This window comes from Hanstruepera sp. CR43 (assembly GCF_055227665.1).
Window position 1 is genome coordinate 152838 of record NZ_CP200078.1, and the last position, 24377, is coordinate 177214.

Here is a 24377-nt window from a genome sequence, read left to right on the forward strand (position 1 = left end):
TCTATTTAGAAAATTTCCACCATTTTTTCTTGTTGGGGTTTTTCCCATAACCGTATCCATAACCATAACCTCTTTTGTGATTTACAGCATTAAGTAAAATAGCCATGTTTGGTAATCGTTTTTCTTGATACATGGTTTCGGCTAATTTTAACTGTCTTGTTTCAAGGTAGTTGGCACGCATAACGTAAATAAACAAATCAGCATGACTACAAATCAGCATGGTATCTGTTACTAAACCAACGGCTGCAGTATCTACAATGATGTAGTCATATTTTTTTTCAACTAGCTTAAAGAGCTTTTGCATCCGATCACTCATCAATAATTCAGCTGGATTAGGAGGGATCACTCCGGAAGGAATAACATCTAAATAGTCATTTCCCTCTAAATTAACAATGATGTCCTTTAGGGTTAATTTAGGATCACTAATATAGTTTGTCAGCCCAATTTCGTTTTTAACGCTCAAATAGTTGGTTGCTTTAGGAACTCTAATGTCTGTTTCAATTAAAAGTGTTTTCTTTTCTGAATATGACAAAGACAATGCAAGATTTATTGAGGTATGCGATTTCCCTTCTTTACTTGTTGTAGATGTTACAAAAATAGTTTTTGCTCTTCCTTCAATACTTTTAAGCATAAAGTCTATATTGGTCCGCACCATCCGAAAGGCTTCGGCTTTTGGAGAGTAATCAACCTTTGCTACAAGTTGCTTTTTAGAACTAGAGCGAGGAATATCTCCAATGAAGGGGACATCTATAGCTTTCTTTACATCATTTATATTATGAATTTTTGTATCCAATAAATTCAACAAATATATTAGTGCAATTGGAATACTGGAACCTAAAATTAATGCTGCTAATAAAATGATGATTTTTTTAGGAGCTACTGGTTTTGAAGATACGTATGACTTATCAACAATTTTTGCATTTGGAGACGATACGCCATGTATAATGGCAGATTCTTCGCGTTTTTCCAAAAGATAAAGATACAAGGATTCTTTAATCTCCTGTTGACGTTTTATGTCACGAAACTGTCTTTCTTTAATTGGTGCAGAATAAATACGCGAACTAATTCGCGCATTCTCTTCCAACAAGCTATTATAGGTTATTTCATTTGATGATTTTACACTATTTAAGCTTTGGATAAGGTTGTTCTTTAATTGGTTTATTTGATTGGTAAGATTTATTACTGTTGGGTTTTTTTCACTTGAATTTTTTAAGATTCTGTTGCGTTCCAAAACCAATTGGTTGTGTCGTTGGGTTACTTGGGCTATACTATTATCGCTAATACCAATATTGGTTGGTAGTAGGTCATCGGCTGAATTTTTTTCAGCTAAATGTTCACTCATGTAATTAACCAGCTGAATTTGATTTGCTGCATCAATAATCTTGGCTTCGTTTTCTCGCTCATTTTGGAGAACAAGTGTAGATTGGGTTTGTAAATCGGTCAATTTATTAGCTTGCTGCAAGTCTTCGGCTGTTAAATCAACTTGTCCCAATTCCTTAGAGACAATTTCCAATCGATTGTTGATAAACTCAGACGTTGTCTCAACTACTAAATTTTTATCGTTTATAACATCTTCATTATATTTTTCGATAAGTTTGTCCAGGAATAATTGAGCTTTTTCTTTGACATTATCTCTAACAGCCAACTTGACCACGCTTGATAATTCGTTACTTTCAATCTGAAGTTTTGTCTTATAATTACTTGTTATTCCATTAATGGATGAAATTTTAATTTTGATATTGGATCCTATTTTGGTTGCATATTGTCCAATACTTGGGGTAATAATTATGTCACCAAAACTTGTAGGTACACTTTCGCCAAAACCATATAAATCACCGCCTATTTCATCATTTCCTTTTATTTCCTTTAGGAATTTATTTTCTTCAACAATTCCTTGAATATAAAAGTCCTTTGAAGAATTTATCCTAATATTGAGAATTGTGTCTATTTTTTGTATAATGGAATCTGTTGCACTAAAATTAACATTTAGGGGAGGGTTTTTGTAGACTTCGTGATCTTGTATTCGTCCTTCTACAAAATATTGCACATTAAATTTTAAGTCTTTAACAACGCTTTCAACTAGACTTCTTGATTTAATAATTTCTATTTCATCCAGAACATTGTTTTGGTCTTGACTAAACAGTCCATAATTTTGAAGAGAAGATATTTCAGGAAGTTTATTATTGGATTTATCATCCTTAATTTTAATGGTCGCTTGTGCCTCGTATTCATAATCAGCATATCTTAAATAAATAAAGGCAAAAACAATTGCTAGAAAAACACAAAAAAATATAAACTTCCATCTATGCAGATATGGTTGTATTAAATCCTTAAACTCTTCCTTTTGTTTCATGTAAAATATCTTAATTAGCTAAAAATATAGCAACTATAGTTGCTAAAGTCGCTACGGCAGAAATAATTATACCATTATTTTCATTGTAAGAAGCAGACCGTACTCTGGCTTTGTTAGGTTCAACATATAATACATCGTTTTGTTGAAGGTAATATGATGGCGAACTTAATGAGTTAATAGATGTTAAATCTATTTTTGAGTACTGTTTTTTACCATTGGATTCACGAATTAGAAATACATTTTCCCGTTTACCATGAATTGTTAAATCACCTGCTAGGCCTAGCGCTTCGGTAAGCGAAATACGTTCATCTTCTACTGTAAAGGTACCGGGATTATTAACTTCCCCTAAAACAGTTACTGTGAAATTTATGAGTCTAATATTAACTATAGGTTCTTTTATATATTCTGAAAGGCTATTTTTTAAAAACATTGTTGCTTGCTCTCTGGTTAGCCCACCCAATGTAATGGTTCCCAAAACTGGGTATTCAATATTTCCATTGTTATCAACTAAATAAGTAGGCATTTTTAAATTACCGTTTGCTGCAACAGCTGACGTGCTATAAGAAATTGCAGGTAAGTTAAATGGAGCAACGGCATCTTTGTCACCACCAACACTAATGAATAGCAAGTCGTTTGGTTTATATACAATTGCCGACTGTAAGCTAACTTGATTGTCTTGTGAAATGGCTTCGTCTTGAAAATATATAATTTCCTTGCTAGTCATGCAAGATAATGACATCAGAGAAACCAGGATTAGCAGAACTTTACTGCTATATTTTTTTAAGAAATTTGATACTTCCATGTTTAGTGGGGTTTAGTTTAATACGTCGTAAGTAGAGTTATTAGGGATATATTCTGTTACAATTTCCTTGATTTTTGATACAATTTCGATATTTTGAGAATTAGAACCAAGTAAACAAAGATCTTTTATTAATTTTTCAACATTGTCAATATCAATGGTTTTGCACTTGGCAATCATAATTTTCTCATTATAGGTAGGTTTTGTGTTCTCTCCATCAATAAGAAGTTCTTCATAAATTTTCTCACCTGGTCTCAATCCAATGATTTTAATATCAATATCTTCAGGATAATTAAGTCCAGAAAGGGTAATCATATTGACAGCTAAATCAAATATTTTTATGGGTTTACCCATATCAAAAACAAAGATCTCATGTCCGAGTCCCATAGCAGCGGCTTCTAAAACCAATAAACTGGCCTCTGGGATAGTCATGAAATAACGAATAATATCTTTATGCGTTACTGTAATGGGACCACCAGCCTCAATTTGTTTTTTAAAAAGCGGAATAACAGAACCGTTTGAACCTAATACATTTCCAAATCGAGTGGTGATAAATTTGGTTTTGCATTTTTTGAGATTTTTTTGACAGCAAATAATCATTTCGGCTATTCGTTTTGTTGCTCCCATGACATTGGTCGGATTTACAGCTTTGTCTGTAGAAACGAGTATGAATTTATCTACACCATGCTTTACCGATAAATTGACCACATTAAGTGTGCCTCGAACGTTGACACTAACGGCTTCAAAAGGATTTTGTTCCATTAAGGGCACATGCTTATATGCAGCAGCATGAAAAATGATTTCAGGTTTATAACTGTTAAACAAATTGTCTAGTCGGACCATATTCCTAATATCGGCTACAATTGGGTGTACATTTTTAATTTGGTTTCGGACTAATTCTTGTTGCAAATCGTAAAGTGCAGACTCTGCATTATCCAGAAGGATAATTTTTTTAAATTTAAAATTGGTTAATTTTCTAACCAATTCACTACCAATAGAGCCGGCAGCGCCCGTAACGAGAATAGTCTTCCCAGTATATTCATCAATTAAAAGCGGATTATCAATATTTATAGGTTCTCTACCAAGAAGATCCTCTATTTTGATTTCTTTTATTTGACCAATGCTCAAATCACCATCAATCCAGTTTTGTACGGCAGGTACAATTTTTACCTTTAGGTTAAGGGCAAAAAGCGAACTGGTAATTTGAAGTAACCTATTTGAACTAATGTTTTGAATCGAAATAATAACTTCATCAACTCCATGTTTCTCGATAAACTCTTTGGTGACTTTTTTGGGGTGATAGACATTTAATAAGTTGATTTTTTTTCCAACTTTACTATCATTATCATCAATAAATCCAAACACTTCAATGTTGCTTTTGGCATCATTGGTTATGGCATTATAGGTAATCATTCCAGAATCACCAGCTCCATATATAAGTACTTTGCTGAATATATCATAATCGGTAACCAAACTTCTATATACGGATTTGATAAAGAATTTAGCACCAATTAAGAAGAAGATGTTTAATAATAAGTGAATGTATATTATTGATCCAGGAATATCAAAAACATTATGAAACTCATATTTACGACTCATAAATGTCGAAATAATGAGCCCGGTAGCTAGAATATTCACCCCAATGATAATATTTACAACATCCTTAAAGCCAGTAAATCTAACAACCCCTTTATGTGAACTTACAATTAAAAAACTAATAATGGCACCTAAAACAATAAAAGGAATCTGTTTGATAAACATGGCGAAATCAAAATCAATCCGGAAATTATATCTGATTAAATAAGCTAAAAAGAAAGTGAAAGCCACAATACATGAATCAAATAACAGTACAAGCCATTTTGATGCATAGCGATTGGAAAGCTTTCTTAATATGTGATAAACTTTATCCAAAATAACTTTTGATTAGTTCAGTAATCCTTGTCAAATCATGTATTTTTAAACTAGAGCCACTCGGTAAACATAGCCCACGCTTATATAAATCATCGGCAGTTCCATTTAGATAGGCTGGCAACCCTTTAAAAAGTTCTTGTTGATGCATAGGTTTCCATGATGGCCTTGCTTCAATATTGTTTTTGGCTAATAGACTTATAATGTCATCTCGCATTGTTTCTGTCTTCAGTAAAACACAAGTTAGCCATCTATTGGAAAAACAGCCCTCTGATTCTTGTAAGAAAGAAATGTTGTCGTTTTTGTTTAATGAATTATAATAAAAATCATAATTCCTTCTTCTTAATGTTATATGTTCATTTAACACAGTCATTTGACCACGACCAATGCCAGCCAATATATTAGACATGCGATAATTGTAACCTGTCTCAGAATGGGAATAGGAAACTCCTTCATTTTTGGCCTGTGTAGCCAAAAAAAGCGCTCTTTTTTTTGTTTTTTCATCCTTGGTAATCAAAGCACCACCACCTGATGTCGTAATTATTTTATTGCCATTAAAAGATAATACAGAAATATCACCAAAAGTACCACATGGTCTATCATAGTATCTACTACCAAGTGCTTCGGCGCTATCTTCAATAACAGGTATCTGATATTGATGGGATATTTGCTGTATTCTAATTACATTGTATGGCATGCCATATAAATTAATTACTATTATTGCCTTTGGCTTTCTACCAATGGCTATTCTATCTTTAATAGCTTTTTCAAGTAAATCCGGACACATGTTCCAGGTGTTTGGTTCGCTATCTACAAAAATGGGGTTGGCACCAACATAAGTGACGGGGTTGACAGACGCTACAAACGTTTTAGTTTGACATAATACATCATCCCCTTTACTAATATTCAAAAGGATTAAAGCCAAATGAATGGCTGCTGTTCCAGATGTCAACGCAACCACATGTGCATCATGCTCTAAATAGTTTTCGAGGTCTTCCTCAAAACCATTTATATTTGAGCCCATTGGTGCAATCCAATTGGATTTAAATGCCTCATTTATGAACTCCTGTTCATTCCCACTCATGTGAGGAGCGGATAACCAAATTCTTGAATTCAAATTTTCAGCATTTTTAACCATAGTAAATATCATTGTTTCCGTAGGATTCATCAAATAAATACGATAAATAACTAATTTCTACGATTTTTGATTTTTTTCAATTTTGATGAATACTTTGAACCTTTTTTTAAGGCATTTAATCGTATTCAACTAGTTGTGTTTTTAATTAGATAAAAATAGTTAATTAATTGAAGTCACCATTTCTTATATTAATACATAGTTTAAATCTTTGATAATTTATTTGGCGAGATAATAAATTGCCTTTTAAACATACTTTTTTTAATTACATCTAAAAAAACATAATCTGTTCCATATTGTTATTTTTTAGTACTAATTTTAATTGTTGAAATAGTAACCCAAAAATGACAAAAAACCCATTTATTACTGAAACTTTTATTAAAACATGGAGTAACCATTTTCACGATTCCAAATCACCAAACGGTTTTCGGTTTATTGAAGATATCGTTTTTGTAAAGCATGGTTTTTTGCCTTATCATATAAACATTGGGAAGAATTTGACCAATGGTATTACCTATTCCCTGCAGGATGATATTTATGACGATTTTAAGGGAAAGACGTTTTTGATACGAGATTTGCCAACATATCAAAACCATGATATGCCAAAGGGAAAGCGATTAAAGCTTAAAAAAGTTTCTCAATATCAGGGATATATAACCCAATTGAAAAAGTATGATTCTTTAGAACATTATCTAAAAACTATTTACAGGTCCAATTCCCGTTCTAAACTACGCAGAAATGTGAGTAGGCTAGAGTCATGTTTTAAGGTTGATTATACTATGTATCATGGCCATATTTCAGAAGCAGAATTTAAAAATGTTTTTGATGCTTTTTATAAACTTTTAGAAAAACGTTATAGTGATAAAGGGGAACCTTGCGGTGAATTAGACCCATTAATCTGGAATTATTATTGTGACTTGGCCTATAAAATGATTAATGAAAAGACAGCATCTTTGTTTGTAATTTATTGTGATGACACGCCTATTGGTACTACATTTAGCTATCATTTCGGGAACATTTTAATAGAAGCTTTGACCGTTTTTGATATTGATTATTATCGCTTTAATATTGGTCATACCACCATTTTAAAAATGCTGGAATGGAGTTTTGAAAATGGTATTGAAATATTCGATTATACACAAGGTGATTTTGATTATAAGAAGCGTTGGAGCGATGAAACTTATGATACTTACTACTACATTTTTTATGATTCTAAATCATTAAAAAGTCAACTTATGGCTGGTTTTCTTCAGAATTATTTTTATCTGAAGCGATTCTTAAGGGATAAAAAATTCAATGAAAAATACCATCATATAAAGCATAAATTATTCCCAAGGTATGCAGCAAATCATATGGCATCAGAGTCATTTTCTGTAGAGGTAATGACTGATAGTATTCCAGATTTTGAAACTTTGGAGCCTATAGACTTTTATTCAGTTCGCTACAATTCAGAGAGAAGAGCCTTATATGATTTTTTATACATGAATCCAGAACGAGCTAATTTTTTGAAAATTTATGAAAAGGATGGTGTGTTATATGTGAGCGGAAGAAAACAAGCATTTAAAATTTCTAGAAATGATTGATAATCCGTTTGTAAGCACTACTTATCAAAAGATTTGGATTAATCATTATATGATTGACAAACGTATAAGATCAGTTGGACTGATAGACAGTTTGAATTTCTACAAAACTTCTTGGATGCCACTTTATGTAAATTGTGGTCGAAATATGACTAATGGAATAACCTACCGTTTTTTAAATAATGGAAGCCTGATAAAAAACAGTGCTGTTTTAATTTTTGATGTTCCTAGCTTTCATTCAGTAGAGTTACAAAACCAGAGTTACCGTTTTAAAAAAATAGGTCAATATTCAGGTCACTTATTGAATCTTAAAGATTATGACACGATCAATGCATTTTTGAAAAATCATTTTAATGCCAAAAGTAGGGGGAAGTTTAGAGGGTATTTTAATAAGCTAGAGAAGGATCATAAAGTTGAATATGAGATTTTGGGAGCAGATATTTTGTATGATACCTATTTGGAAATCATGCAAGAGTTTAAAGTTTTGCTGGAAACCCGTTTTGATGATTTGGGCGTTGAGAATGATATTTTAACCAAATGGGCATTTTATGTAGATTTAGTTTATCCAATGCTTCAAGAAAAAAAGGCAATTTTGAATGTTATCCGTGTTGAAGGTAAAGTGAGTGCCATATCGCTGGCATTTTTATCTAAAGACTCTGTTATTGGTGCTATAAAGGCTTTTGACATTGCCTATGGTAAATATAGTCTGGGGGTTTTGGAACTGATAAAATTATTGGAATGGAGTATTGACAATGGTTATGATATTTTTGATTTTTCTAAAGGGGATCAAGATTATAAAAAACGCTTTGCTACTGATAGTTATATCTTTGATTGCCACATTATATATAATACTAAAAACTTAAAAAGCTTAATGATTGCTAATGGGGTGAGTACTTTTTATAAGTTTAAGCAATACTTGCGGGAAAAAAATTTCAACAAATGGTATTGGAAATTGAAACATAGATTGCGTTAACCAGTTTTTATAATTTTAGCAAGTCCCCCCATGGTTTCATTACTAAAGTTATACTGTTGGTTTAAACTCTTATAATGTTTAAAAAGCTGTTCCAGATTTTTAAAATTAGCTTCCGTATTATCACCAAAATTGTGAGGATGCCACCAAATGTGATATACCTCATTATTTTTGGCAGCATGTGTCATGCCTTTTTTAATTCTGGAAATCCGTAATGGTTCCAAAAAGGCTAATGCTTTGGAATAAGGTCTGAAGAATTTGCTGGAAGATATACTTACAATACCTGAATAATCTTTGACATTGGACAGACTATAAGTATTGTATCCGGAAAGATTAATATAAGTATCCAAAAGCCTAAATGCCTTGTGAGCTGGGCTTTCTAGCTTCTTGGTATTTTGAGTATCAAACATCCAATGTTTTTCAGTGCCTCTAAAATTTGTGATACCATATTTTTTACAAATTTCTAAACATGATTCATTTATTTGATTTCTTGGAAAAACAATGCTTTTTAAATTTATTTGATTCTTCTTGGCAATGGCAATAGCAGCTTTAAGGTCTTCTTCAAATTGCTCGGTAGTTTGACCAGCTTCATTGACATAATAATGACTGAAAGTGTGACAGGCTATCTCGTGGTTTCCATTATCCTGAATTAAATTGATTAATGAATTGGCATAATGGTAAGGGTCTTCATTTTCATCTGCTCCAAGGCTATCAACCAACCTATATGGGTTAAAATTTTGGTTATTATAAGTTGGCTTTATTTCGGGGATTGCTTCTATAAGTTCTTGTTTGTTTTTAGCAAAAAGAAATCCGATTGTAGCAAAACTTAACTTAATGTTATAAGTACTGGCAAGGTCTAATAACCTTGGAATGACCACACGGACATTTTCAATGTTTTTCTTATAATCGTTTAGTTTTTTTACATCAAAAACACCCCAGAACAACTCAAAGTCCAGAGAAACTATAAAATAACCATTGGTTGGATTCATTAGCTAATGATGGTTAATAGAGTTTTTAAAATGATTTTTATATCAATTAATAGATTGTTTTGTTCAATATACTTTTTATTTAGTGCTATTTTTTTTGGTAAAATATGTTCGATATAAAACTTTTCAGGGTTTTCAGATTCTTTTAAAAGCTCAACCTCATTTCTAAAATGAATGGAAGCATAATCTGTAATTCCTGGTTTAACAGAAAGGATTTTTAAATCACTTTCCGAATAAAAATTAACATAATGTCTTACTTCAGGTCTGGGCCCGACAAAGCTCATATTACCAAGTAATACATTAATTAGTTGTGGGAGTTCGTCTAATTTATACTTTCGTAAAAAATAGCCAACTTTGGTAACTCTAGGGTCTCTGTTACCGACAGTTAGTAGACCTTTTTTATCAGAACCAATAAACATGGTTCTAAATTTAAAAATCTTAAAATCCTGATTATTTTTTCCAACACGGTTTTGTTTGTAAAAAACAGGACCTTTAGATTCAATTTTTATAAAAACTGCTATTATTAAAAGTAAAGGTAGTAATAAAATTAATCCCAAAGAAGAAAAAACAATATCAAAACTTCGTTTTATCATAAATACATTTCCACAGCTTGTTCCACTGATTTTGTAATATAATCCAATTCTTTTTGAGAAAGTTGTGGGTAAATAGGTAATGAGATTTCCGTTTTATAATTGTCATAAGCAATTGGAAAATCAGAAATTTGATATCCCATATTTTTAAACAAACTCAATAGCGGAAGTGGTTGAAAGTGTACATTGACTGCAACGCCTTTTTCTGATATGTTGATGATGATATTATCACGAGTTTCTTCAGTAATGTTTTTTATCCTCAACGCATATAAATGACAAGATGATGTTTTCAATTCAGATTTAAAAGGAGGGAGGATTGCCCAACTTTTGGTTTTGAAAAAGTCCTGATAAAATTGATAGATTGTTTCTCTTTCCTTCAAAATACTTGAAAAGTATGTTGGTAATTGTGCCACGCCAATAGCCGCCAAAACATCGGGCATATTTATTTTTAATCCAGGATAAATTATGTCATATCGCCAACCACCAGCTTTTGATTTGGTGAAAGCGTCTTTTGTTTGTCCATTTAAAGCATAACAACGCAAATAACTGTATTCATCTTGGTTGTCAAATGGCTCTGGGAGATTTAAACAGACTACACCTCCTTCGGCAGTTGTCACATTTTTTACAGCATGAAACGAAAAAACGGTAATATCAGAATACGAACCCAAATAGTCTGTTCCATATTTGGCACCTATGGCATGAGCAGAATCGGATATCGATATAATTCTGTTTAACTGATTTTGTTTCTCATTGTTAGGTTTGAAAAGATGCTTCTTACTTTCAATAACATTATTGATTTCATTATAATCACAAGGCCATCCAGCAAAATCAACAGGTATAATGGCTTTGGTTTTAGGCGAAATAGCCTCATTGATTTTTTCAGAGGAAATATTGAAATCATCATTAATGTCGACCATAACTGGAGTAGCTCCCACATGAATGACCGCCAAAGCTGTAGCAGCATAGGTGTAGGCTGGTATAATGACTTCGTCTCCTTCTCCAATACCATACCATTTTAATGCCAACATCAATCCTGATGTTGCTGAATTTACGCAAAGAGCATTTGGAACACCTATGTGAGCGCATACCAAGTTTTCCAATTTTTTAACTTTTGGTCCTGTTGTTATCCATCCGGAATTCAAGGCATCGGTAACTTCTTCAATAACTGAAGAATCTATAAATGGTGGTGAGAAAGGAATCTTCATTTTGATTAATTATTAATAGCATCTTCAAAGATAGTTATATATTGTTTGGATACATTTTCAAGACTGAACTGTTCAACCCTTTTTAATGCATTTTCAACTAATTTATGACTTAAGTCTTTACTCGTAGCTATAGTAATCATGGCTTGTGATAAACCTTCAGAATCTTTTGGTTCTATCAAAAGGGCTTCTTGATTATGTCTTACAAAGTCGCGTACACCCGTAACATTTGTTGAAATGATTGGTAGTCCAATGGCGGCAGCCTCCAATAAAACCCTTGAAAAACCTTCCCGGAAAGTAGGTAGCACAAAGGCATCAGATTTTAAAAGTAACTCCAATACATCCTGACGCTCACCCAAAACAGTAACTACATCATTATATTCGTCTAATATGTCTTTATTTAAACGTTTAGAGTTTTCCTCAATTGGTCCAACTAAAAGGACTTTGAAATCATATCCAAGTTTTTTACACTTTTCAGCAGCTTCAAGTAAATTGATAATGCCTTTTTCATAAACAACTCTGGCCACACAAATGAATGTAAAAGGGTTGTTTTCTCTTAACGCTCGATCATTAAAATCCTTTAATTCTATGCCACTACTATAAATTAATTTATAGTTAGGCTTTGAAATTAATCCGTTGTTAAGGTAAACGTCTCTATCATCTAAATTTTGAAAAATGGTAGTATAAACTCTTGCTTTAACTTTTTTATGTAAAAGCTTGTAAATGAATCTTAACCATTTGCTCAAAACTGATTTCGACATGAAAATAGTCCCCAAACCTGTTATGGTTCTTGTAATAGGTGTGTTTGTGTTTTTTAATGCTAAAGGAACCAAAAAAGCAGGTTTTGTATCAAACGTATGGATGAGATCATAATGGTTTTCACTAAAAAAATCCCTGTACCAAACTATAGTTTTATAATCATTAATAGGCGAGAGATTCCTTTTTAAATTGTAATTAACGTAAGTTACATTATCTGGAAATGGCTGTTTGCTAGTTCCAATTATGGTCACTTGAAAACCTGCATCAATAAGGTATTGCGATAATTGAATTCTTTTGTGGACATCTTCGCCGCCAACTAAACAAATTGATTTGGATTGAAACAAATTTAAATAATTGAGATTTGTATTTGATAAATTAATTTATCTTTAAAATTACATTTTTCGTACAAATCGTAATGTAATAATGAAGAAAATATTTGATAAAATATACTATGAGTCAAAAATAGGATTTGCACTATTAAATCCTATCGTTAAAATCATTGAGTTCTTTAGATATGGTTTGATTTCAGATGTATCTAAAGTGAGAAAGGAATTTATTATTAATCTTGGCTATAATCCTAATCTTAAAGATCCGAAAACATTTAATGAAAAATGCCAATGGTTCAAGTTAAATGATAGGACTCCTTTACATACGCTCTGTGCGGATAAGTTTAAGGTCAGGGAATATATTAAAGACTTGATTGGAGAGCAATATCTTGTACCATTGCTATTTCAAACAAAAAATATCCGTGAAATAAATGAAAAAACCATTCCTGATTTTCCTGTAATTGTTAAAACAAATCATGCTAGTTCTGGAGGGATAATAATAAAAACCAAAAAAGATGTTAACTGGGTCAGAGTCCAAAACACATTGGGACACCAATTGAGCATTAACTATTATTATAGATTTAAGGAGTGGCAATACAAAAATATAGAACGTAGAATTATTGTTGAAAAATTACTTTTAGATGATCAGGGCAATATTCCAAACGATTATAAATTATATTTTTTTAATGGAGAGTTTGAATTTATTCAAGTGGATATGGGTAAACTAGAGAATAAGTGGAGGCGGAATATTTATGATAAAGACTGGAATTTAATGGATTTTATAATTAAAAGGGAAAATGGTGATGCTGTTCCAAAACCAGAAATATTGGATAAAATGATTGAGTTGGGAAAGAAACTAGCTAAACCGTTCAGTTTTGTTAGGGTTGATTTTTATTACATTAACAATATATTATACTTTGGAGAATTAACGTTCCATCCAAATTCAGGACACTCAATGTTTGAGCCTAAATCCTATGATTTATTTTATGGCGAAAAGCTTAAGTTGCTCGAAACTACCTATTGATTAATAAGTAAGTGTTTAAATACCATTTTTGAAAGGTGTAGAATGTCCACACTTGATAACTGCTGTCTCTTTTTCCTGACAGATGGTCGTTGACCAAATTTTTGATATAATCTTTATAGAAGATGTTTTGCCTATCAAGAAAATCATCATCAATATAACTTTTTAATTCGCTGCTTAAGCCTTTTCTTAACCAATCGCCAACAGGAACTACAAAGCCTTTTTTTGATTTGTTCAGGAAATCATCAGGAAATTCATGCTTAAAAGCTTCTTTTAAAATGTGTTTTTTGTCCCATTTGTTAATAAGAAAGTTTTCAGGCAAACCATTTGAAAAATCCCAAAGTGATTTATTTAAAAAAGGTGATCGGCATTCCAAAGAATTGAGCATACTGGTTCTATCCACTTTCACAAGCATATCACCTTCAAGGCTCAGCAACCTATCGATTTCACGAAAATCATGAAGATTCTTGGGATTGGCTATTTCTTTGGAATAATGAGAGAACAAATTGGTCAAAGAATAATTATCCGATAATAACATGGATGTATTTTGAAAGCCCAATGAAATGATATTCCAATAGTTGTTTCCGGAATAATCAACAGCATCTACAAACTTTTTTAACTTGAAACGCTTTCCACGATTATCGTCTTTAGTACTCAATAACTTTTGGAGAACGGGTTTTAAAGAGTGATGCAGAAATTTCGGAACATATTGTGTGTAACGCGTGTTCAATTTACCCATGTAATACTTATTGTAGCCACCAAATACTTCATCGCCGCCATCGCCAGTTAACGCCACTTTCACATATTCTCGTGTTTGTTTTGATACCAAATAAGTAGGTAGAGCAGATGAATCGGCAAATGGTTCATCGAAATTCAACAAAACATTATCAATATCAGCAATGATATCAGCCTCTTTTAAAATAAATTCATGATGGTTGCTATTTATAAGTTTGGCTACCAGTCTTGATTTATCAGTTTCATCAAACGAGGCCTTGTCAAAACCTATTGAAAAGGTATCGATTTTTGAATTTACAATTTTTGAAAGCCCAAAACTTATAATGGATGAATCTACACCTCCAGATAAGAATGTACCTAATGGAACATCACTTACAGACCTACTTTCAATACTATGCATCACTAAATCATACAATCTGGATGTTGCCTCTTTGAATGACAAATCTGATACATTGCTTACAATTTCATCGATTTTGTTTACTTGATATGATTTGTTTTCAACATCATATTCAATAAAATGATTGGCTTCAAGCTTAAAAATGTTTTCATAAACGGTAAAAGGTGCTGGAATGTATGTTAATTTAAAAAAAAGATTTAAGCCTTCTTTAGATAAATCAGGCTTATTAGGAATTACTGAAACAATAGATTTCAATTCTGAAGCCCATAAAAAATTGCTTTCGTTTTGTGTGTAGTAGAGCGGTTTTTCTCCAAAAAAGTCTCGAGCTATAAAAACTTTGTTTTGAGTTTTATCATGAATGCTAAAAGCGTACATGCCATCAAGCATTTTAAAACATGCTGTACCATATTTTTCATAAAGCTTTAAGATAACTTCGGTATCACTTTTTGTTTTGAAGCCAACGTCTTCCGATTCTAAATTTTCCTTAAGCGATTTGTAGTTGTAAATTTCGCCGTTAAAAACTATGGTTATCGTATTTTCTTCATTGGATATGGGTTGCTTTCCAGTTTTTAAATCTATAATGGAGAGCCTTCTCATAGCCATGCAAACACCACCACCGGTATAAAAACCGTCATCATCTGGACCACGATGATGAATTAAAGTATTCATCTTTTTTATGGTTGATGACAACTCTTGATTTGTAGTTTGGGTATTTGCTATAATGCCATTAATTCCACACATATCAATTGATTAAAGACTATCAATTAAATTTTTAACATGAACCCCAATATTGGAAATATCATAAGTTTTTGCTCTTTCAAAACTCAAACGGCTATATTGGTCTCTATCCTCTTTGTTCTTTTGCAAAAACTTAAGTGCTTGCGATAATCCTACGGCATCATCTACATTTACCAACAGACCATATTTAGCCTTTACAAATGAACCTGATAGGATAGTCACTTTTTCATTATCATTCAAAAGCTCCAATGGACCGGACATACAATTGGTACAAATAACAGGTAGCCCTACAGACATGGCTTCCAATACTACATTAGGAAAACCTTCAGTCAATGAACTCAATACAAAGCAGTGATTTTTAATAATATGTGATTTTACATTTTCTACATTGCCATGAAACATTACTCTTTGGTCAACCTCTAGTTTTTTTGTTTGACCTTTTAATTCGTCTAATAAAGGGCCATCTCCATAGATATCCAGATAGAAATTGCTTGGTAGCATACCAATACTTTCAATAATACTTTTTTGGTTTTTTACGGGTATTAATCGCCCAACAGTAACTGCCCTAAATATTTTTTCTGTATCCAAGTAAGCTTTTAATTTTGGTTTTCTGTTTTGGGTTAAAATAGGATTGTAGATTACCGAAGTGTCAATTTTAATATTGTAGTTAGAAACCAAATCATTATTGATGTAAATGGAATTGGAGAATAATTTGTCATTTTTATTATAGAAAAAAGGAATTAAAAGTTTGGTTAAAAAGGAAGTAGCTTTGTCGTGACTATACATGATAGAAGGGAAACACCTTTCACTAATAATGGTTTTAAGATTTGGGTTGAACATTTTGGCTATACCGTTAAGGATATTTTGTCTAACCAAAAATGAAACTGCCACATCTATTTTTTCAGCTTTTAATGCCTTTTGATATTTGAAGATAAATTTAATATCGTCCATAACTCTCAAAAATGGAGAGGATTTGAATGTTTCTCCTTCTTTTGATAGGATGACTATTTTGGCATTTTTGGCTATAGGTAATTTTATTTCGTCATATAACAATATTAATGTTACATCGAAGTATTTAGTGAGCTCATCGAGTAACAAACTAACCACTTTTTCGGCGCCGCCAAAACCAATTGCAGAAACAAATAGTGCTATTTTTCTTTTCTTTTCCATATTATCTATTAGGCTAAACTTTTAAATAGATTTTCGTATTGTTTTATGATCGACTTGCTGTTAAATCGTTCATTGACTATTTGGCTGACTTTTTCTGGTCTAAAGATAAAGTTTGAATTTAAATTATTTAAATATCTCACATATTCATCAATATTATTAGCTATATAACCATTTTTACCATGTTCAATAATTTCATCCAATCCTCCAGGTGCATTAAATGCTAAAATAGGAGTGCCCACTACACAGCTTTCTATTAGTACGTTTGGAAAACCTTCAACATAGGAACCTTGTAAAAACAAATCACTATTGGATAGGTATTCATTTACCTTCTCCGTATAATTGATATACGTAACATGATCTTCTAATTGATATTTCTTAATTAGGCTAAATATTGCGCTTTTTTCCATTCCATCTCCAATAATGGTGTAAGTGAACTTAAATGGAATTTTTGATAAGGCCTCTAGAATTCTATCGTGGCCTTTTTCTTTGCTCAATCTAGCAACCGTTATTAACTTAAGTTTATTGTTATTAACTCTGTGAGTTTCTTTGATATTGTATTTTTGGGTAATAGGATTATTGATTAATACGGTTTTGTTTTTTGCAACACCATAATTGGTTACCATATCGTGTTGCATGTCTTTTGATTGACAAATTATTTTATCAACCAATCTATAGGCCATTTTAACCATGGATTTTGGGAAAATGGATTTGGTATATGGGTTATACTGATCTAGGGTTGTTAGCACATTGGCTTCTCTGGCAACAAATTTTATTTTAGGAAATCTCAATGAAATGAACGCCGATATAGTGTTAAGGTGTACAATGGATGTAACCACAATATTGGGTTTATTTTTTTTTAAATACTTACTAATAGCTGAAATCGATTTTAAAACGCGTGGTTTGTTTAAATAAACAATTTTTAAATCGTGAAGTTTGTAAACTGTATCTTTTTCATATCCTGTAATCAAAAGTGTCGTGTCAAAAACATCTTTATCGAGTTCCTGCGCCACGAAAGATAAAATGCGTTCGGCACCACCAGGAGCTAGTGACGGGAGAATAAGTGCTATTTTTATTTTTTTAGTATCCATTAAACAATACTATATCCTTTACCATTATTGTTTAGCCATTGTTTTAATACCAATAATTTCCATATGAGTGGATATCTGTTCCAAGTTCCTTCCATGTGTTGGTTTATTCGCAGCTTTACTTCATCAGTGTTTATGTTTGGTATTTGGTTAAGGCCTTCACTATTCAATTCCGATAAGACCATGTCCTTGAGTTCTTTTCGGAACCAATCTGAAAATGGCATGGTAAATCCAGCTTTTTGGTCTGTTGAAATATTCTTGAGGTACATAGTCATAAAGAACATCTTTAAGAACACGTTTCATATTGTTACCATCATATTTAAACTTGGTTGGAAGCATTCTGGAAAATTCAACAATTCGATGGTCAAGCAAAGGTGCTCTACCTTCTAATGAGTAGGCCATAGTAGCTCTATCTACTTTTACATTTATATCCCAATTTAGATAAGCTTTTAAATCAAAATCAGAGATTCGTTCAATTATACTGGACTTTTTGCTGTTTTCTAAATACTTTAATTCAGACAAATAAGCATGATTTTCAATTTTATTGTTTAACCATGAAAAATCCAAATCGGTAATAGAAGCCAGGTAAAGATCATTCATAGTTTGATACTCTAGACCCTTACCAATCATTTTGAGTTTATAGTATGGTAATTTTAATAGGACTTTGGAGGTTAAATGTCTAAAAGCTTTTGGTGATTTATACATTAATTCAACTTGTTTCATCCATTTATACCTATGATATCCAATAAAACTTTCATCGCCACCATCGCCTGAAACGGCTACTGTTACATGCTTACTGGTATATTTTGCCAATAACATTGAAGGAATAGCTGAAGCATCGGCAAAAGGTTCATCGTAATAATGCGAAAAATTTTGAACCAAATCAATTCCTTCGTTATAGTTGCACTCAATGACATGATGGTCAGTTTTTAAATGATTGGCTACTTTTTTAGCATATAAACTTTCATCAAAGCCTTTTTCATTGAATTTAACTGAAAAGGTTTTTACCTTTTTGGGACTGGTTTCTGATGCTATTGATGCAATAAGTGATGAATCGACTCCTCCAGAAAGAAAAACACCAATAGGAACATCTGCAACAAGTCTTGAAGATACAGCATCTTTTAATAGGTGTTTCAATTCTGTTTTTGCTTCATCATAACTACCTACATAGGGATTATTTTCTGTAAGAGGAATATCCCAGTATTGTTCGGTAATCAACGTGTTGGTATTTAGATTAATTACCAAATAGTGTCCAGCATGTAATTTTTCAATTTCGTTAAATATTGTATATGGGTCAGGGATAAAGCTCCAAACTAAATAATAGTCAATAGCTTTTTTGGAAATACTCAAACTGTTGTTATGCAATTGAATTGAAGAAATTTGACTGGAAAATTCAAATTGCTTGTCTTTATAACTATAATAAAAAGGTTTTTGACCCATTCTATCTCTTGCTCCAAATAGGATGTTCTTGGTTTCATCATAAATTACAAAAGCAAACATGCCATTAAATTGTGAAAGACAGTCATAGCCATACTCTAAATATGCGGCACAAATAACTTCTGTGTCACTGGTTGTGTTGAATAAATACCCTTTGGCTTTTAATTGGTTTTTTAGTTTTAAAAAATTGTAAATCTCTCCATTAAATACAATATGAATATTGAAGTTATATGTAAATGGTTGGTTTGAACGAGGGTCCAAGTCTATGATAGATAGTCTGTTATGCCCTAAAGTAATATTGTTATCTTTCCCAAAACTGGCAACTTCAGTATAATCTGGGCCTCTGAAACTAATTCTTTCAAGTTTATGGTTTAACTGTTCAGTAGTATAATTTTTATTTGTTCCGTAAATTCCACACATGGTTAAAGTTCTTTTTCAAGCTCAAGCTTTTGGTTTGAATTGTCAAGTAATTGATTGTATAGCCAGATAGAAACAAAAAGTACATCGTACTTGTCGAAATAATTATGAGCCACCATTAAATATCCAAAAATGGCTATTGAAAGGAATGTATATTCCTGTTGTAACTTAAATATTGATAGACTTTTTGAAAATAGCATAGAATAAATAATAACAATGATCAAAAACGCTACAAAGCCAGCTTCTCCTAAAACCATTAAAAATGTATTGTGAACACCATGACTTATTGTAGTGCTTTCTGAACCACCACGCATAGACTTATAACCTGCACCAAATATCAAATTATCATAGATTACTTCTGAATAGTCGGACCATGTCTCGTCTCGAGATCCTTTAGTAATAGTATTTGTTTTTATTGAATCATCATTGAAAATACTTTGTAGCGCAGAAAACCTATCTTTATTGAGTTGTAGAGAACCAGCAGTAAGAATAATTACAAACGCAACAAGACCAATAAGCATGGTCTGTATGTTTTTTTTATCAGCAAATAAGGAAAAGATATTTATAATAACTAAAAAAAGAATAAATGATCTTGAAAGGGTTAGAATGCCACAAACTACAAACACGAGTTGCGCCACAAGCTTGAGCTTATACTTCTTTATTGAGTAAGTCAGGGCAAAGCCAAAAAGACAAATAAAACCAGCTTTATTTGGATTTATATAGAACCCGCTATATCTACCGTAAGCATTAGAAAAGAAAACGGTATTTATAAGAATACTAAAACTACCAATAATCAAAAATATTAATAGTTCCTTGCTACTTGTTTCTCTGCATAATTGATTAATACAAAAAATGAATAAAAAGAAGCGTATAAAATCTTTTAAATAGTCACTGGTAACACCACTATAGTTAAACCCAGAAAGGCTAAAAAAGATTAAGCCTAATGCAATAAAGGGTAATGCCAGTCTAGATTTATCAGAAACAACAAAGTAAGCAGCAACAGAACCGAACAGCATAATATTTGTAAGTGCACCATAAGTTGAACCCATGTTTTCCAAGCTAAATGTTGGAATATTGAATAAAATTAAAGATAAGGCTATGTATTTTAAATACTTCTTCATACTAGGCTTTCAGCTTTACTAAAATACTTTTTTGTTTATTGGTATAGCTGTAAAAAACAAATATTTTAAGAACATGTATAATAGTTGTACACAAAGCTATACCCATTAAACCGTACCATTTCATAAATATAAAATCAAAAATAATGTTCAATGCCATACTTCCTAGTGAGACATAGGCCATAAAGGCGTTTTTGTTTATACTGGTTAAAAATTTAACAAATAGATTACCACAAATAGCAAAAGGAACTCCTATTAAGAATACTATTTGCAATTGGGATACTATAACTGTATCACTTGCGGTGAAATTGTTCCTTTCAAACAGGAATGATACTATTTCTGTAGAAAATAGACTTGCAACTACTACAATAGACATAAGAGATACAAATGTCCATTTAATTATTTTATAAAGGTTTTTGAAAGCCTTTTTTGGTTCTTCAATCGATATCTTTGAAAAATAGGGAAGCAGTACGTTCCCCAATGCAATAATTAATATTGTAGTAAAAAAGGCAGGTATCTTCATACCATAATTTAATGCTGCAATTGAACCAATTACCAACTGACCGGCAAAAAACTGATCGGTTACAGGAATTAAACCTGTGAGGAAACCTGATGTAACTTTAGCTGGCACCTGTTTAAACATAATGATGGCACTAGGGCTGTTGAAATCAGGAAAATCAAATTTTAAAATTTTACGATATAGAGATACAAATACTAACAATAGAGCTTGAATTACTGCTCCAATAAGCATTCCAATGGCTAAAACATTTTCACCTAGTTCATTTCGGTAAAAAACAATACTTATAACCATGCTCACCGAAGTAATAATGGGATAAAGTGAAGAGAACATAAATTCCTTGTATATATTTAATAAACCACTTAACAGAGATGTCAATCCCCAAATTAAAACACAAGGCAACAAATAATAAAATTGTGATTTAATAAGAATATAATAGTTGTCACTTTTTCCGGGGAATAATATTTCTAAAAACACATCTGTTACCAAATAGGCCACTAGCATAAAAAACAAAGATGCCAAAATGGTTATGACAAAACTTGTAGTCTGAAAAGCACCAATGTTTTTATTGATTTTTTCTTCAGCGATGTAATTTGGGATGAAAACGGATTTAAAAGCACTTAAGAAAACATTGTTAATAAAACCAGGAATTAATAAAGCTATCAAAAAAGTGTCCAATACTTCTGAAAGCCCAAATTCACTAGCTATTACAACTTCTTTATAAAATCCAAAAACCTTAACCGCAACAGTTATGCAAGCAACAATAAAAATGTTTGCAACTACTGCATTACCTTTTAACGCTTTTATAAAATTACTAGCTTTTTTAGGATACACGGGTTAGGATATTTTATTGAAAAATTTTCTAAACGGCCAACCAATTGAAAATACCATTTTTAAAATATTGGAATCAATTGCTTTCCAGTACTGAACAAAACCAAAGTCCAGGTAATGAGCGGCTCTTAACAATGTAAAAACACGTTTAACGAATAGCTTTGGAGTTTTTTTTAGATAACAGCCATAAAACCAATTCATTATGCAAAGCGAATAAATTGCCATACCAAAAGCATCCTTTCTGTGATTTTGATTTGAAATGGCATTTTCGGTGTCTAAATAATAGATTCGTAAAACATCATTGATGTACTTGGTTTGAAAATCAAACTTTGAAAGTAATTCCCAAATAATGCCTTCAGGGATATAGCCTTTTGAAAACATTTCTTTATTAATCTTGATTCCTTTTAAAATTTGAGTTTTTGTAAATCCCCATTTTTCAGTCGCTTCAGTATGTTCTAATTGTCGTTTAAAAGTATTGCTGTATAAAGGTTGAATTTTGAATTTTTCACCAATCAATTCACCGTGTTGGTTTTTGCACAGACAAGTTATACCACTTATTTTGGGCTTTATGTCATCTGGTATTTTCAAGTACTCATTGTTAAACACATCCAATGCATTTTGGGTGCATGTATCATCAGAATCAAATGGCAATAAAAATTCACCTTTCGCAATTTCAATAGCCTGAACAAAGCATGCCATTTTATGCTGGTTTTTTTTATTGTTTATATAAGTTGTTGGAAAAGGAATATCTTTTATTAAATCAGTGATGACGCTATGGGAATTATCTGTAGAACCGTCATTGATTATTATCCATTCAAAATCCTTGAAATTTTGTTCTAAAAGTGATTCATAAACTCTCCTTATAGTATTGGCCCTATTATAAACAGGCGTAAAAATTGTAAACCTATAGTTTGGTTTAAAATCGTCATACTCATAATATTGAGGAATAAAATCCTTTAAGGAAAGCGTATTAATCATTTAGAATATTATTGATTAAATTAGACCATTGTAAGGCCACAGTTTTTGGTAAGAATTCATCAACACTTTTCATGGCTTCTAAACCAATTTTTTCTCTAATTTCTGAATTTGAAGTTAATTGGATTAATCTTTCTTTTAACATTTCCTTGTCGCCAACCGGAATTAAATAACCATTGCTGTTATTCTTTATTAATTCTGAAGGGCCATATGGACAATCAGTAGAAATACAACACATACCAAAAGCCATAGCTTCAGTCAGAGCGTTTGGAAATCCCTCAAAGTTAGAAGTAAAAGCAAAAATACTTGCCGTATTATAATAATCGTGCACGTTTTTAACACTGCCTATCAATTTGACACAGTCATTTAAATTATGAGCTTTAACATAATCTTCATAATCAGCTCTTTTTTTTCCATCACCAATAAAATATAATTGCCAACCATTCAATTTAAGATCTTTAAAGGCATCAATCAATAAAATCTGGTTTTTGTTAGGGCTTAAACGACCAACGTTTAATATTATTTGCTCTTTAATGGAATTGGGATTTCTTTTTTCCAATAGGTCATTGGTTAGAGGATTGTTTATTACTTGTAGCTTTTCTTGATTCAAAAATGATAAAAAGTAAGATTTAGCATCATTTGTTTGAACAATTACTTTTGAGGATAATGGATATATTTTTTTTCTAGCTATTGACCAAAAGTTTGATAAACTACTAAATTTTGGGTGTGTCCTTTCACTGACAATACATGGAATTTTTGCAAGTTTAGATGCAACAATACTATAGATATTTGTTGTGGTCATAAAACCAATGGTTATATCGGTTTTTTGCTTTTTGAGTATTCTATATATTTTAGTAGTAATTTCAATTTGAGAAATTATTGAAAGTAATCTTGTTTTTTTTAATTCATAAGATTTTAAGCAATAGAATATTTTTATCCTTTCGTCTAGCTTGTAAAATGGTTTTTCCTTGAATAAAATAATAATTGATACTTCGTAATGTTCAACTAAATTGTTTGCCAAATTTGTAACTACGCGTTCAGCACCACCTGCGGATAGGCTCGATATAACAAAAGCAACTTTATTCTTTCTCAAATTTTAACAATCCCTTAATTCAATATTAAAAGTAGATATTTTTTGTATCTATACCTTAATCAAACTGTGATATTAGATTAAATACCATATTTAATGTACTAACTGTATTTGTAGTAATTTTTATGTTAAAATATTTTCACTAACTATTTTGTTTATAAGGTGTTAATATCTTATTGTGTTAAAAAAACTTAAATAAGATCCAAAACTGATTTGTAGACGTATATTTGGCAATTCT

At 31.6% G+C, this 24377-nt stretch carries 20 protein-coding genes; 3 read left to right on the plus strand and 17 right to left on the minus strand.

Annotated features, from left to right (window positions below; genetic code table 11):
* Position 1: 1 nt before the first annotated feature.
* The 4 genes from ACKXGU_RS00625 to ACKXGU_RS00640 are packed head-to-tail and all read right to left on the minus strand — an operon-like array spanning position 2 to position 6177.
* Positions 2-2353, minus strand: coding sequence for a GumC family protein (locus ACKXGU_RS00625; protein WP_463466150.1), 2352 nt, complete (start codon positions 2351-2353; stop codon positions 2-4).
* A 10-nt stretch (positions 2354-2363) separates the two neighbouring features.
* A complete protein-coding gene (locus ACKXGU_RS00630; protein ID WP_463466151.1) occupies positions 2364-3155 on the minus strand; it encodes a polysaccharide biosynthesis/export family protein in 792 nt (263 codons plus the stop codon).
* A 12-nt stretch (positions 3156-3167) separates the two neighbouring features.
* The gene (locus ACKXGU_RS00635; RefSeq protein WP_463466152.1) at positions 3168-5063 is read right to left on the minus strand and encodes a polysaccharide biosynthesis protein; all 1896 of its coding nucleotides are present in this window, start codon (positions 5061-5063) and stop codon (positions 3168-3170) included.
* Positions 5056-6177, minus strand: coding sequence for an aminotransferase class I/II-fold pyridoxal phosphate-dependent enzyme (locus ACKXGU_RS00640; RefSeq protein ID WP_463466153.1), 1122 nt, complete (start codon positions 6175-6177; stop codon positions 5056-5058). The genes ACKXGU_RS00635 and ACKXGU_RS00640 overlap by 8 nt, the downstream gene beginning before the upstream one ends.
* 362 nt (positions 6178-6539) lie before the next feature.
* On the opposite strand from ACKXGU_RS00640, the gene ACKXGU_RS00645 reads away from it, so the two are divergent.
* Positions 6540-7778 (plus strand): GNAT family N-acetyltransferase, encoded by a 1239-nt coding sequence (locus tag ACKXGU_RS00645; protein ID WP_463466154.1) that lies wholly within the window; start codon positions 6540-6542, stop codon positions 7776-7778.
* Positions 7771-8748 (plus strand): GNAT family N-acetyltransferase, encoded by a 978-nt coding sequence (locus tag ACKXGU_RS00650; RefSeq protein WP_463466155.1) that lies wholly within the window; start codon positions 7771-7773, stop codon positions 8746-8748. The genes ACKXGU_RS00645 and ACKXGU_RS00650 overlap by 8 nt, the downstream gene beginning before the upstream one ends.
* On the opposite strand, the gene ACKXGU_RS00655 is transcribed toward ACKXGU_RS00650, so the two are convergent.
* From ACKXGU_RS00655 to ACKXGU_RS00670, 4 genes are read right to left on the minus strand one after another with little or no spacing between them, the layout of a single operon-like run.
* Complete coding sequence (locus ACKXGU_RS00655) at positions 8745-9734, minus strand: polysaccharide deacetylase family protein (RefSeq protein ID WP_463466156.1); 990 nt, start codon at positions 9732-9734, stop codon at positions 8745-8747. The genes ACKXGU_RS00650 and ACKXGU_RS00655 overlap by 4 nt on opposite strands.
* On the minus strand, positions 9734-10324 hold the full coding sequence (locus ACKXGU_RS00660; protein ID WP_463466157.1) for a sugar transferase: 591 nt from the start codon (positions 10322-10324) through the stop codon (positions 9734-9736). The genes ACKXGU_RS00655 and ACKXGU_RS00660 overlap by 1 nt, the downstream gene beginning before the upstream one ends.
* On the minus strand, positions 10321-11526 hold the full coding sequence (locus ACKXGU_RS00665; protein WP_463466158.1) for a DegT/DnrJ/EryC1/StrS family aminotransferase: 1206 nt from the start codon (positions 11524-11526) through the stop codon (positions 10321-10323). The genes ACKXGU_RS00660 and ACKXGU_RS00665 overlap by 4 nt, the downstream gene beginning before the upstream one ends.
* A 5-nt stretch (positions 11527-11531) precedes the next feature.
* Positions 11532-12626: a glycosyltransferase family 4 protein gene (locus ACKXGU_RS00670; RefSeq protein WP_463466159.1), complete on the minus strand. Its 1095-nt coding sequence runs from the start codon at positions 12624-12626 to the stop codon at positions 11532-11534.
* A gap of 79 nt (positions 12627-12705) precedes the next feature.
* Between ACKXGU_RS00670 and ACKXGU_RS00675 the strand changes: the two genes are divergently transcribed.
* On the plus strand, positions 12706-13632 hold the full coding sequence (locus ACKXGU_RS00675; protein ID WP_463466160.1) for an ATP-grasp fold amidoligase family protein: 927 nt from the start codon (positions 12706-12708) through the stop codon (positions 13630-13632).
* Here the strand turns inward: ACKXGU_RS00675 and asnB (ACKXGU_RS00680) are convergent.
* Genes asnB (ACKXGU_RS00680) through ACKXGU_RS00720 form a run of 9 tightly spaced genes read right to left on the minus strand, consistent with a single transcriptional unit; the run spans position 13622 to position 24142 of the window.
* Positions 13622-15502 (minus strand): asparagine synthase (glutamine-hydrolyzing), encoded by a 1881-nt coding sequence (gene asnB, locus ACKXGU_RS00680; RefSeq protein WP_463466161.1) that lies wholly within the window; start codon positions 15500-15502, stop codon positions 13622-13624. The genes ACKXGU_RS00675 and asnB (ACKXGU_RS00680) overlap by 11 nt on opposite strands.
* A 9-nt stretch (positions 15503-15511) precedes the next feature.
* On the minus strand, positions 15512-16669 hold the full coding sequence (locus tag ACKXGU_RS00685) for a glycosyltransferase (RefSeq protein WP_463466162.1): 1158 nt from the start codon (positions 16667-16669) through the stop codon (positions 15512-15514).
* 8 nt (positions 16670-16677) lie between these two features.
* Positions 16678-17757, minus strand: a complete 1080-nt coding sequence (locus tag ACKXGU_RS00690) for a glycosyltransferase (RefSeq protein WP_463466163.1) — start codon at positions 17755-17757, stop codon at positions 16678-16680.
* Entirely contained in the window at positions 17757-17939 is a 183-nt protein-coding gene (locus ACKXGU_RS00695) for a hypothetical protein (RefSeq protein WP_463466164.1), read from the minus strand. Before ACKXGU_RS00695 ends, ACKXGU_RS00690 begins: the two co-directional genes overlap by 1 nt.
* Positions 17917-19611 carry an asparagine synthase (glutamine-hydrolyzing) gene (gene asnB / locus ACKXGU_RS00700; RefSeq protein WP_463466165.1) on the minus strand — a complete coding sequence of 565 codons (1695 nt, stop codon included), beginning with the start codon at positions 19609-19611 and terminating at the stop codon, positions 17917-17919. The genes ACKXGU_RS00695 and asnB (ACKXGU_RS00700) overlap by 23 nt, the downstream gene beginning before the upstream one ends.
* 2 nt (positions 19612-19613) lie before the next feature.
* Complete coding sequence (locus ACKXGU_RS00705) at positions 19614-20729, minus strand: O-antigen ligase family protein (RefSeq protein WP_463466166.1); 1116 nt, start codon at positions 20727-20729, stop codon at positions 19614-19616.
* A gap of 1 nt (position 20730) precedes the next feature.
* Positions 20731-22077 carry a murein biosynthesis integral membrane protein MurJ gene (gene murJ / locus ACKXGU_RS00710; protein WP_463466167.1) on the minus strand — a complete coding sequence of 449 codons (1347 nt, stop codon included), beginning with the start codon at positions 22075-22077 and terminating at the stop codon, positions 20731-20733.
* A gap of 3 nt (positions 22078-22080) precedes the next feature.
* On the minus strand, positions 22081-23052 hold the full coding sequence (locus ACKXGU_RS00715; protein ID WP_463466168.1) for a glycosyltransferase family 2 protein: 972 nt from the start codon (positions 23050-23052) through the stop codon (positions 22081-22083).
* Positions 23045-24142 (minus strand): glycosyltransferase family 4 protein, encoded by a 1098-nt coding sequence (locus tag ACKXGU_RS00720; RefSeq protein ID WP_463466169.1) that lies wholly within the window; start codon positions 24140-24142, stop codon positions 23045-23047. The genes ACKXGU_RS00715 and ACKXGU_RS00720 overlap by 8 nt, the downstream gene beginning before the upstream one ends.
* Between the last annotated feature and the right edge of the window lie 235 nt (positions 24143-24377).